The organism is Pseudofrankia coriaricola (assembly GCF_032027725.1).
Lineage (GTDB): Bacteria > Actinomycetota > Actinomycetes > Frankiales > Frankiaceae > Pseudofrankia.
Window position 1 is genome coordinate 14541 of the sequence record NZ_JASNFO010000028.1, and the last position, 12043, is coordinate 26583.

The window sequence follows — 12043 nt, forward strand, 5'->3', positions numbered from 1 at the left end:
CCCGGGCATCGCCGCTGGTCGGGAGGCTGGCCCCGGCCGGCGCGGCGTGGCGGAGCGCGCCGGCCCGGCGGCGGGCGGGGACCGAGGATGCGGGGACCGAGGAGCGTCGGAGGGGGAGAGCTGATGCGGCCGGTGCTGCTGGAGATCGCCGGTTTCGGCTCGTTCCGGGACGCGGCGGCGGTGGACTTCGCCGACGCGGACTATTTCGCGCTCGTGGGGCCGACCGGGTCCGGGAAGTCGACGGTCATCGACGCGATGACGTTCGCCTTCTACGGGTCGGTTCCCCGCTGGAACGACCGGCGGATGGTGTCGCTGGCGCTCGCGCCGACGGTGGCGCGTGGCACGGTCCGGCTGGTCTTCGACGCGGCCGGCAGCCGCTATGTGGCGGCCAGGGAGCTGCGCCGGATGGCCAGCGGCGGGGTCACGGTGCGCAATGCCCGGCTGGAGAGGCTCGCCGACCCGGCGGGGCTCGGCGCGCCCGGCGACCAGACCGAGGTGGTCGCGGCGGACTCCGAGGTGAGCAGGGCCGTCGAGGCGCTGCTCGGCCTGAGCTTCGAGCACTTCTGCTCCTGCGTCGTACTCCCCCAGGGCGACTTCGCCGAGTTCCTGCACGCCAAGCCGGCCGACCGGCAGAAGATCCTCACAAAACTGCTCGGTCTGGGCGTCTACGACGAGATCCGGGTCGCGGCCAACAACCGGGCCACCGAGCAGCGGCACCGCGCCGAGGTGCTCGACGAGCGGCTGGCCGGCTACCGCGACGCCACCGAGGAGGCCGAGGCGGGCGCCGCCGGGCGGGTGGGCACACTCGTCGAGGTCGCCGGCAAGGTCGACGCCGCACTCGCCGAGGCCGCAGCCAGCGCCGCCGCCGCCCAGGAGGCCGCCGCCGAGCTGAGCCGCGTCCACGAAGAGCGTGACCTGCTGGCGGCGGTCCGGATGCCGGCGGGCGTCGTCGAGCTCACCTCCCGGCTGGCCCGGGCGAGCCGGGCCGCCGCCGAGGCGGCCGAGCGCCGGCAGGCGGCCGAGCGGACCGACACCGCGGCCCGCGACGACCTGGCCGCGGCACCCGAACGTGCCCCGCTCGAACAGGCCGGCCGCGACCACGAGGAACTTGCCCGGCTGCTCGCGGCCCAGCCCGAAGCCCAGGCGACCCATACCGCCGCCCGCGCCGCCCTCGGCCGGGTGACCGCCGCGGTCGCCGACACCCGCAAGGCCCGGGACGCCGCGGCCGCCACCCGGGACGAGGCCTCCCGGCGGGCCCTGGAGGCTGCCGGCGAGGTGGCCCGGCTGCGCGCCGACCGTGACCTGCTGGCGAGCGTGCGCACCCCGCCGGGCGTCGTGGCGGCCGCGGGGAGGCTGCGCGCGGCCCAGCGCGCCGCCGCCGAGGCCGGGCGGCACCGCCAGGCGGCGGAACGGGCGGACGACGACGCCCGGGCCGCGCTGCTCGCCGCTCCCGACCGGGCCGCCCTGGAACGCGCCCGCGACGCGCATCACGAACTCGACCGGCTGCTGCCGGCGCGCGCCGAGGCCGACCGGGCGCATGTGGTTGCGCGCAGCGCGCTGGACGCGGCGATCACGGCGGTCGAGGATGCCCGCCGCGGTCACGGCGACGCCGCCACCGCGCTGGAGCGGGCCCAGACGGGCGACCTCGCCGCCGCGCTGCGCCCGCACCTCGTCGCGGGCGAGCCCTGCCCGGTGTGCGAACGGGAGGTCGTCACCCTGCCCGCCGCCGCTCACCCACCGGCGCTGGCGTCGGCGCGCGCGACGCTCGACGCGGCCAGGAATGCGCTGGACGCCGGCGAGCAACGCTCGGCCGAGGCCGGCCGGGCCGAGTACGAGGCCAGACTTCGGCTGCGCCAGCTCACGGAGCGCGAGGACGAACTGCGACGCGGACTCGCCGACGCGCCGGACCAGGACGGCGCCGCGGTGGGTCTCGCCGAGATCGCCCGCCGCGAGCAGGCCGTCGCGCACACGGCCCGCGAGCTGGCGGCGGCGCGCCGGGACGCGGACGCGGCCGACCGGGCGGCCGCCGGGCTCGCGGCGGCGGGTGCGCGAGCACGCGCGGAGCTGGCGGCGGCCCGTGACCAGTTCGTCGCCCTGGGCGCGCCGGGCCTCGTCGACGAGCCCGACGACCCGACCGGCGGGACCGGGATCGACCTGGCCGGAAGCTGGGCGCGGCTGGTCGGCTGGGCCGGGGAGTTCGCGGCCGAGCGGACGACCCAGCTCGGCGGCGCGGCGGTCCGCGAGGCGGTCGCCCGCGAGGCCCTCACCGCCGCCGACCGCGCCCACGGCCAGGCGTCGTCCGCGGCGGACCGGGCCGAACACGACCAGGTCGCGGCCCTGCACGACGAGCGGACCGTGGCGAGCCGGCTGGAGTCCCTGGACACGCGGATCACCCAGCTGCGTGCCGCCCTCGCCGGCGCTCCCGCGGCCGCCGAGGTGGCGGCGGCGCTCGCCGACCTGGACCGGCGCGCGGGGGCGGCCAGGGACGCCGACCACCTGCTGCGCGTGGCCCGCGCGGAGGCCGACGTGGCCACAGCCGGGCTGCGCCGCGCCCAGGACGCGCTGCGCGAGGCCCACGCGGCGCTGGCCGGGGCGCGCGACCGGGTCGTCGCGCTGGGCGCGCCGGCGCTCGCCAGCCATGACCTGCTCGCCGACTGGACGTCGCTCACCGGATGGGCGGGCGCCGAGATCGCCGCGCGGGAGCGGCGGCTGCCCGGCCTGGGCGGCGCCGTCACCCGCGCCGAACAGGCGAGGGACGGCGCGGCACGCGCGCTGACCGAGCTGCTCGCGGCGCACGGAGTCGAGCTGCCCGCCTCCGCGGCCGCCGACGCCGCGGCACGCGCGGTGTCCGTGGCTCTGGAGCGAGCCCGGGCGGACCGGCATCGGATCGCCGAGCGGCGCGCCGAGGCCGCCGGGCTACGCGACGAGCTGACCCGCGCACGGGAAGCCGAGCAGGTCTCCCACCAGCTCGGGATGTTGCTGCGCTCGAACGGGTTCCAGCGCTGGCTGGTCGCCGCGGCGCTGGACACGCTGGTAGCCGACGCGTCGCTGACGCTGGCGGAGCTGTCGGGCGGGCAGTTCGAGCTGACTCACGAGGACGGCGAGTTCATCGTCGTCGATCACGCCGATGCCGACTCCCGCCGCCCGGTACGTACCCTGTCGGGCGGGGAGACGTTCCAGGCGAGCCTGGCACTGGCACTGGCACTGTCCGCACAGCTCACGATGATGGCGGCGGCCGGCGCGGCTCGACTGGACTCGATCTTCCTCGACGAGGGGTTCGGCACCCTTGACGACGCGACGCTCGACGTCGTCGCGACGACCCTGGAGAACCTGGCCGGCGGCGGCGCGGGCGGCGCCGGCCGGATGGTCGGCATCGTCACGCACGTCCACGCGCTGGCCGAACGGGTCCCCGTCCGTTTCGCGGTGAGCCGCGACCAGCGCACCTCCACTGTCACCAGGGAGAGCGCTTGACGACCACCTCGGGCCTCACCTCGGGCCTCACTACCTCGGGCGTGACGCCGTTCGCCGCCCGGGGCATGCGGTTCAGCGTCGACGCGTGGGACCCGAGCTACGGCACCAGCGTGGCCGGGGACGACCTCGCGGACTCCAGCGCCCGCGTGGAGGTGAACCTCGAGGTCCGGGCGGCGGCGTGGCGGCCCATGGCCGTGCCCTCGGCCAGGGCACGGTCCGTCACCGCGCCCTCGGCCGTGCTGTTCGTGGACGGCGTGCGCCGGGTCGAGGCGAGGGCGTGGATCCATGACCTCGCCCCGGACGGCGGCCAGGCGACCGCCGCCGCGCCGGCCATCTGCGCCTCGTACGCCTGCGGCGTCGTCTGCTGCTGCGGCCAGGGCGCCCACCTGCTGGGGGCTCATGTCCGCCGCGGCCTTTTCACCGCCGCCAGTCACGCCGTCGACCTCGCCACCGGCGGCGGCAGGTACCGCGTCAGGACGGCCAAGGACGGTCCCGACGGCCCCACCCTGGCGCTGCAGCAGGAGCTGCTCGAGCTGGAGGTACGGATCGCCGCCAAGGCCCGCGGCGCCCATGAGCTGGTCCAGACCATCGATGACGACGACCGCCCGTTCGCGGACGTCCTCGCGGGCGAGTTCGGCGAGGGCTTCGGCGGCCGGCCCGGCCAGCACACCGCCGACCGGTCCGCCGGGCAGGCGGACGACCTGCTCGTCGTTGACGGCCCGCTGCGCGGCCGGACACGCCTGCCCCGCACGCTGGGCTTCGTCAAGACCCACCACACCCAGTACCTGCCGGCGGCGCAGCACGCCGTCGTCGGCGCGCTCGGCCGGGCGGAACGCACGCCGATCTTCCTCCTGAACAACCGCCGGGACGCCAGCTGGGACCGGTTCACCTGGTACCTGCGGCTTCCCAGCCGCCCCGGCGCCCCCTGGGCCGGCGTCGCCCGCGTCGAATGCCGCGCCGACCTGCCCCTGGACGAGGCTGTCGCGCTCGCCGACCTGAGCCAGGCGGTGCTCCCCCGGTTCGCCTCCCAGGAGTTCAAGGACGGCCGCGCTCCCCAGAACCTCTACCCCATCGCCGGACTGGAACGGGCGCTGCGCCGCCGCCTCGGCGACGCCCAGCTTCTCTACCGCTCACTGCGCCGCGCCGCCGCCGGCTGACGGCCCAGGCCGGCCCCGGCAGGGCCGTCGGCCGCGGGACACGCTCAGGTCTTGGTGGCGCGGTAGTAGCGCAGGGCGCCGTCGTGCAGGGGGATGGGCGCCGTGGCGATGGCGCTGCGCCGGTCCAGCGCATAGGCGACCGGCACCCGGTCAGCGATCTCGGCGCGCGCGTCGAACAGGATCCTGGTCACCTCCTCGACCAGTCCCGGGTCGGTGTCGGCGCGGGTGACGAGCAGGTCGGGCACGGCGACCGTCGGCGTGTCGACGGCCTCGCCGGCGAGTCGGTAGGTGTCGGCGAGGATGGCGCCGGAGCGATAGACCGGGTCCCACTCGGCGTGCAGGCCGGCGGCGAGCTGGCCGAGTGGGACCAGGCGGATCGGGGTCTTCTGGGCCAGCTCGGTGATGCCGGCGGTCGGCAGCCCCCCCGACCAGAAGAACGCGTCGATGTCGCCGGCCCGCAGCGCGGCCACCGACTCGTTGATGCCAAGCGTGCTGACGCTCAGCGACGCCGGGTTGATCCCGGCGACCTCGAGCATCCGTTCGGTGATCAGCTCGGTGCCCGACCCGTCCGAACCGATCGACACCCGCTTGCCGGCAAGGTCCTCAATGGAGTTGATCGGGGCGTCCGCGCGTACCACCAGGTGCACGTAGTCGTCGTAGATCCGTGCCAGCGCCCGGATCGGCACCCGCTGGGTGAACGGCGCTCGCCCGTCCACGGCGGCGGAGGCGGCGTCGGCGGCGGTGAACGCGAAGACGTTCGCCGACCGGGCGACCTGGCGCACGTTCTCGACCGACGCCGTGGTGGCCATCGCCTGCGCCTGCACCCCGTTGAGGCGGCGGTTGACGGCCGCGGCGAGCTCCACCCCGTAGGTGTAGTAGATGCCCTTGGTCCCACCGGTGAGGATCATGATCGTGCCGTGCCGGTACTGGTTGTCCTGCCCGTCCTTGGCGACGGCGAAGACGGTGGCGGCGGTGGCGGCGAGCACGGCGGTCACGGCGGACATAACGGTGAGCACGCGCCGACGCGTGAGCCACCCGCGTGTCAGGCGCCCCAGTCGTAACCGCCGCATTGCCGAACGACGATACCCGGACGTGGCTACCCACAGTAGGGGCGGCCCGCCGACGCCCGCAGGGCCCACGGGCAGTCGCGCACCCCCGCGACATCGCTCGAAGGGCTCAGAACTCGAAGAGCTCGGAACTCGAAGGGCTCGGAGCACGAGGCTCAGAAGACCAGCTCAGAAGGGCCCACCCCGCTGGCCGCCGGGTTACTTCTTGCTGACGGTGACGGTGACGGTGGCGGTGCTGGTGTAGGTGCGCCCCAGCCTGGTCGTGTCGACCACCAGGAACGCGCCGTCGTCCTGCTCGCCGTTCGGAAGGATCTTCGGCGCGAGCTGGAACGGGGCAGTCGAGCTCGCGAGGCCGGAGATGCCGAAGTCGCTGTCGTTGCTGATGACCAGCGTCCGGCCGCGGTCGGTTGTCGCGACGCCCTCGATCTTGTCGTGGCCGAAGAAGCCACCGGTCGGGTCGAGCTTGCTGACCAGGCCGGCGAAGTCGAGGTAGAGCGACTTCGTCACCGGGGTGATGCCGTTCGCCTTCAGCGTGGCCAGCGCGGCGGCGGTGGCGGAGGTGCCGACGGATGCCTCGATGGTCTTCTGGTCGGCGCCGACCAGCAGGCCGCCCTTGTCACCCGCGTAGGTCGCGCCCGGGACCTCGGCATTCGGGCCGACGTTGGTCGCGCCAGCCAGGTCGATCTTGTAGAACTTCTTGAACGCGCCCGGCTCGAACTTGCCGTCCCGCTCGTCGAGCAGGAACGTCGTGTTGGACAGCGCGGTGATCTCGCTGACGGCGCCACCGTTGATGGCCGGGTCGTCCAGCAGGTAGAGGTACTCGGCCGTTGCCTTCGTCCTCAGGTTGTAGGTGACGACCCGCAACGGCGCGATGCTCGCCGGCTTCGCGGTGGTGTCCTTCTGCTGCAAAGCGGACTGCACAATCCCGACGAGGGTCGTTCCGTCGGGCGTGATGGTCAGGCCCTCCATGCCGCGGTTCGGCATCCGGTACCTCAGCTCGGCGGGCAGGGAGCCGTCGAACGGCGACAGCCGGCCGATCTGGCGTCCGTTCCTGTCGAAGTGCGTGATGTACGGGCCGTACTCGTCCGAGATCCAGAATGTGCCGTCGGGCAGCGCGACCAAGCCCTCGGGGTCATACCCGTTCGGGTCGGGGGCCAGCGTGTCGCCGTTCAGGTCGAGGATCGTCTCGCCGGTGGTGGCCTCGGTGCTGACCCGGCCGCTGTATGGGGTTCCGTTGGCCGCGCGCAGCGGGATCGACTTCTCGAGCTCCGCCCGGCCGTCCTTCTTCAGCTTGAAAAGGCCAATGGCCGGAGTGAACGCCGGCATCGGCTCGACCTTCACGCCGTTCGGCCCGTCGACGTTCGGGCCGCGGTCGGTCACACCGTAGAACTCATCCTTCTTGCCCGGCGCGGGGTAGATCGACGAGCCATACGCCCCACCCGTAATCTTGACGCCGCCGATCGTGGCCATGGGCGGCAGGTGGGTGTCGTACTGGGTGACCGCGTCGCTCACGGCGTAGGTGAACGTGTCGGTCCCGGTGAAGCCGGCGTTCGGCGTGTAGCTGAAGGTGCCATCGGGGTTGAGGTTCAGCGTCCCGTGAGCTGGCTTGGTGCTCGAGACCAGCGTCAGCGGGTCACCGCTGTCGTTCCTGAACAGGCCATCGCCATTGCCACGCACCGTAAGCGTTGCGCCCGCCTTCGTGCGGTAGCTGTCATTCTTGGCCGCGAGCCCGTAATTCTTGCCACCGGCCTGGGCGACACCGGCACCGACCAACGCGATGGCCATCGCCCCGGCGGCCACCGAGGTGATACGTAGACGGTTCATCCGCTTCCCCATCCTCCCCACAGCGTGCCTGGCGGCACGCCGTCGGCGAGCCTCCATCTCCCCGATGGCCGAAAACCGTCCCGGGGATGGAGCAATGGTTAACCGGTCCGCACAGATTGGTCCCGCTTGTTCCCGCGCCGAGCGGACCGACTGGCCCGGCGGTGCGCACGGCTTAGGTGGCGGGCACCTTGACGAGCGACTGAGCCGTCGTCAGCGCGGCCGACGGCCGCCGCGGGACGCGCAGGGTCACCGCGAGGCCGGTGGGTTCCACCAGCGCGACCGACAGGCCGCCACCGGAGGCTTCCAGCAGCGCGATGGCGATGCTCAGACCCAGCCCAGAGCCACCGACGTTGACGTTGCGCGGGCTGCGCCAGAACCTCCGACCGACGGCGGCCAGCTCCTCAGGGGCGACGCCGGGGCCCTGGTCGCGCACGACGACCCGCACCGAGTCGGCGTCCCGGAGCACCATCACCTCGACGGTGGAGCCCGCCGGCGAGAACTTGATCGCATTGTCGACCACCGCGTCGAGGGCGCTGCCGATCGCCGTGCGGTCGGCGTACCCCATGGCCTCGGACAGCCCCGTCTGGCCGAGGACGATCTGCCTCGACGTCGCCACCGGCCGCCAGGCCGACAGCCGCTCGCGCGCGGCGGCGGCGACATCGAACAGCACCGGGCGGGCGGCCGCGTGCTCGGCCTGGGCGAGCGCGAGCAGTTCGTCGAGCACCTCGGTCAGCCGGCGTCCCTCGGCCCTGGTCTCCTCCAGCTCGTCGAGCCACTCCGGGGGCAGGCCCAGCCCGACGGTCTCGATCCGCAGCAGCAGCGCCGACAGCGGGTTGCGCAGCTGGTGGGACGCGTCCGCGACGAACGCCCGCTGCTGGAAGATGACCTCCTGCACATGGTCGGCCATCTCGTTGAACGCACTCGCGAGCCGGCGCAGCTCCGGTGGCCCGACCCGCTCCGAGACCCGGGTGGACATCTGGCCGGTGGCGATCGCGTGGGTGACCGCGTCGAGGCTGTCGATCGGCGCGAGCAGCCACCTGGTCAGCCGCAGCGCGACCGCGAGGCACAGCAGCAGCGCCGCCAGCTCGCCGAGGCCGAGCAGCAGCCAGCGGCGCAACACCTGGCCGCGCAGCCGGTCGGTCGGGGAGACGGTGAGCGCCGCCCCGACCACGTCGCCGCCCGCGAGCACCGGCTCGGCGATCACGAGGGGCCGGTCCTGCCAGGGCCAGATCTGCGCCGGGTTCTCCCCCGCCCGCCCGCGTAGCGCCGCGTTCAGCTGTGCGCGCGCCCGGGGGTCGGGAACCGAGGGCACGACGCGGGAGGCCGCGCGGACGGTGACGTCACGGCCGTAGACGACGGCCTCGACGCCATATACCTGGTCGTAACGGACAAGCTCGCCGGTCAGTGCGCGGGTGCCGTCAGGTCCTGGGTTCTGCCCGGCCATGCCGGCGAACCGGGTGGTGTCGCCGAGCCGGTCGAAGAACATCGCCTGCTGGCGGCCCTCGGCGATGCTGCGCGCCAGCGGGATGCCGAGCGCGACGAGCGCCGCGGTCATCAGCGACAGCAGGATCACCAGCAGCCTGACGCGCACGAGACGATCAGGCCCGCCGGCGACGTTTCACGGCGGCCGCGGCGGCCAGCTCCGGCCCGTCCGTGTCCTGCTCGACCGCGGCCACGGCGGCGCCCGTGCCGGCGCGGGCGACCTCCGCGGGCGGGGGCGCGGGAGCGCCCGCCGCCGCGAGCCGGTAGCCGACGCCCCGCACTGTCTGCACGACGCACGGGTCGCCCAGCTTGGCGCGCAGCGAGGCCACGTGCACCTCAAGCGTGCGCGACGCTGACTGCACCGACGAGCCCCAGACCTCGCTGATCAGCTGCTCGCGCCGGAACACCACACCGGGGGCCCGGGCGAGCTCGGCGAGCAGGTCGAACTCCTTGCGGGTCAGGGCGACGGTCCGCCCGTCGTTGCCCGTCACCTCTCGGCTGTCGAGGTGGACGCGCAGGCCGCGGGTCTCGACCACCCGGCCGACCTCCGCCGCACCGGTGCCGACGACCGCTCCCGTGGAGCCCGCGCCGCCGGTCGCCTGGCCGTCCGGCCGGGTGGCCGTCCCGCCCACGTGGCCGGTCGTGTCGACGTCGGCGGGGGCGAGCGGGTCGGGCCGGGAGCGGCGCACCACGGCGTGGATCCGAGCGATCAGCTCCCGCAGGTCGTAGGGCTTGACGATGTAGTCGTCCGCGCCCAGGTAGAGCCCGTGGATGCGGGCGGACAGTTCGGCCCGCGCGGTCACCATGATCACGGGAGTGTTGGACACCTTGCGTATCCGGCCGCAGACGTCGAAGCCGTCACGGTCGGGCAGGCCCAGGTCCAGCAGCACCAGATCGGGCCGGGTGTGCATGAGATCCAGGGCGCGCGCGGCGGTGCGGGCCCGGACGATGTCGAAGCCGTGCCGGCCGAGCACGCTGGACAGCGCCGCCGCGACGCGGTCATCGTCCTCCACGATCAACAGCCGCATGGGGCACTCCCGTCCGGCGACGTCGCGCGCACCTACACGCGGTCCGCCCTCCTGGTATCACCGCCGCGGCCGGCCCCTCGTCGCGCCGCCCGTCCTGCCTCGACAAGTTAGCACTCCCGTCAGCTCTGCCCCAGGTCACGTTAATTCGGATCGCTTGCAGCTCGGACTTCGTCCGGTGGACGGTCAGTGGCTCGCGGGCGAAGCTCGGTCACCCCCGGGATAAATGGGCGTTCCAAGGGCAACCGCGCACCCGAGCCATTACCCCGGCCGTAGTGGCCGGCAGCGCCTTGTTCCGCATTTCCCACCGGCCATTCGGGAAAGGAGCCGTTGACATGCCTCCTCCCCGCCAGCCCTGGACGCAGCGCCATCCCCCGGCCCAGTGGGCCCGGTCAGCGCTCATTCCATTCCCGTCCCGCCTCGGCCCATACGGACGGGGTCAGGCGGCCGGCCGGCTCGGCCTTGCCCTCCGGCGGCGGGACCGCGGGGGGACGGCTCAGCCGGCGGGGGCGGGCAATGTGTCGTCCGCCGGGCCGCGCGCGACCACGTTCCGGCGCGCCCGCCGCCCGCGCGGCGCGGCGTCCGCCGACCCGGCGCGGATCGTCGCGGACAGGAACGCGGCCACCAGGCAAAGGAACGCCGCGCCATACCAGGCAGCCGTGTAGGTACCGGTCACCCCGCGCACCCAGCCCGCGGCGAGGGCCGCCACCGCGGCGCCGAGCTGGTGGGAGGCGAACACCCAGCCGAAGACCACCGAAGCACGCTCGGGACCGAACTCGGACCGGCATAGCGTGATCGTCGGCGGCACCGTGGCCACCCAGTCCAGCCCGTACACGACGATGAAGGCGATCATGCTGGGATGCGGCTCGGATGAGAGCAGCACCGGCAGCCCCGCGAGCCCGAGCCCGCGCAGCGCGTAGTACGCGACGAGCAGGTGGCGGCTGTCGAACCGGTCGGTCAGCCAGCCGGACGCCACCGTCCCCACGATGTCGAAGATCCCGACGACGGCCAGCAGCCCGGCGGCGGTGACCTCGGGCATCCCGTGGTCATGCGCGGCCGGCACGAAGTGCGTGCCGATCAGCCCGTTGGTGCTCATGCCGCAGATGAAGAACCCGCCGGCGAGCGCCCAGAAGGCCCGGTTCCGGGCCGCGTCGGCGAGCCCGGTCAGCGCCGCGCCGGCGGCCCCGACACCCGAGGAGACCTCCCTCACGGGCTTCACCCGCCGGCCGGGAACCGCGATGCCCGCCGCCGCGTCGGGGCTGTCCGGCGGCTCGGGCACGACCAGGGCCGGGGGCTCGGGCACGGCCGGGACCGGAGGCTCGGGCTCAGGCGCGGCGCCATAGGGGCGCAGGCCGACGTCGCTCGGGTAGTCACGGATCCCGGCGACGACGAGTGGGATCACGGCCGCCGCGGCGATCGTCACCGTCAGCGCGGCGGTGCGCCACCCGTACCGGTCGACCAGTACCGCGAGCACCGGGAGAAAGACCAGCTGACCGGTCGCTCCGCCCGCCGTGAGCACACCCACCACCAGGCCGCGATATTGCTCGAACCACCTGCCGGCGACCGTCGCGGCGAACACCAGTGCCATCGATCCGGTGCCGAGGCCCACCAGCACGCCCCAGCAGGCGATCAGCTGCCAGGTGGCGGTCATGAACACGGTCAGCCCGCTGCCGGTCGCGACCAGCAGCAGCGCCACGGCCACCACCCGCCGGATCCCGAACCGTTCCATCAGCGCCGCGGCGAACGGCGCCGTGAGCCCGTAAAGGACCAGGTTCACGGACACCGCCGAGGAGACCGTGGCCCGCGACCAGCCGAACTCCTCCTGCAGCGGCAGGATGAACACGCTGGGCACCGCGCGGAACCCGGCGGCCCCGACGAGCGCGACGAACGCCACCGCGGCCACCACCCAGGCGCGATGAGGCCGGAGGGTCTGAGGCCGCCGCGGCCGCGGCGGCCACAGACCCTCCGGCTTCGAAGACGCTGGTCGAGGGGCCTGTTCGGGCACGGAGGTCACCAA

General features: G+C 74.2%; 7 protein-coding genes. 2 read left to right on the forward strand and 5 right to left on the reverse strand.

The genetic code is table 11. The annotated features are described in order from the left end of the window. Positions 1–123 precede the first annotated feature (123 nt). Positions 124–3471, forward strand: coding sequence for an AAA family ATPase (locus QOZ89_RS16080; protein ID WP_312624143.1), 3348 nt, complete (start codon positions 124–126; stop codon positions 3469–3471). Further along, positions 3468–4628, forward strand: coding sequence for a hypothetical protein (locus tag QOZ89_RS16085; protein ID WP_083418950.1), 1161 nt, complete (start codon positions 3468–3470; stop codon positions 4626–4628). Before QOZ89_RS16080 ends, QOZ89_RS16085 begins: the two co-directional genes overlap by 4 nt. Positions 4629–4672: 44 nt before the next feature. On the opposite strand, the gene QOZ89_RS16090 is transcribed toward QOZ89_RS16085, so the two are convergent. The 5 genes from QOZ89_RS16090 to QOZ89_RS16110 all read right to left on the reverse strand — a co-directional run bounded on the left by QOZ89_RS16090 (position 4673) and on the right by QOZ89_RS16110 (position 11920). After that, a complete protein-coding gene (locus QOZ89_RS16090) occupies positions 4673–5632 on the reverse strand; it encodes a TAXI family TRAP transporter solute-binding subunit (protein ID WP_312624144.1) in 960 nt (319 codons plus the stop codon). Positions 5633–5893: 261 nt separating this feature from the next. Further along, positions 5894–7519, reverse strand: coding sequence for an esterase-like activity of phytase family protein (locus QOZ89_RS16095; protein WP_071050016.1), 1626 nt, complete (start codon positions 7517–7519; stop codon positions 5894–5896). A 172-nt stretch (positions 7520–7691) separates the two neighbouring features. Continuing rightward, positions 7692–9110, reverse strand: a complete 1419-nt coding sequence (locus tag QOZ89_RS16100; RefSeq protein ID WP_312624145.1) for a sensor histidine kinase — start codon at positions 9108–9110, stop codon at positions 7692–7694. A 7-nt stretch (positions 9111–9117) separates the two neighbouring features. Further along, positions 9118–10029 (reverse strand): response regulator transcription factor, encoded by a 912-nt coding sequence (locus tag QOZ89_RS16105; RefSeq protein WP_071050014.1) that lies wholly within the window; start codon positions 10027–10029, stop codon positions 9118–9120. 493 nt (positions 10030–10522) lie between these two features. Further along, on the reverse strand, positions 10523–11920 hold the full coding sequence (locus tag QOZ89_RS16110; protein WP_312624146.1) for an MFS transporter: 1398 nt from the start codon (positions 11918–11920) through the stop codon (positions 10523–10525). Between the last annotated feature and the right edge of the window lie 123 nt (positions 11921–12043).

Bases quoted from the DNA above. Each gene is read 5' to 3' on its own strand.
- QOZ89_RS16080 (WP_312624143.1), top strand. From the start codon at position 124: ATGCGGCCGGTGCTGCTGGAGATCGCCGGTTTCGGCTCGTTCCGGGAC.
- QOZ89_RS16105 (WP_071050014.1), bottom strand. From the start codon at position 10,029: ATGCGGCTGTTGATCGTGGAGGACGATGACCGCGTCGCGGCGGCGCTG.
- QOZ89_RS16095 (WP_071050016.1), bottom strand. From the start codon at position 7,519: ATGAACCGTCTACGTATCACCTCGGTGGCCGCCGGGGCGATGGCCATC.
- QOZ89_RS16090 (WP_312624144.1), bottom strand. From the start codon at position 5,632: ATGTCCGCCGTGACCGCCGTGCTCGCCGCCACCGCCGCCACCGTCTTC.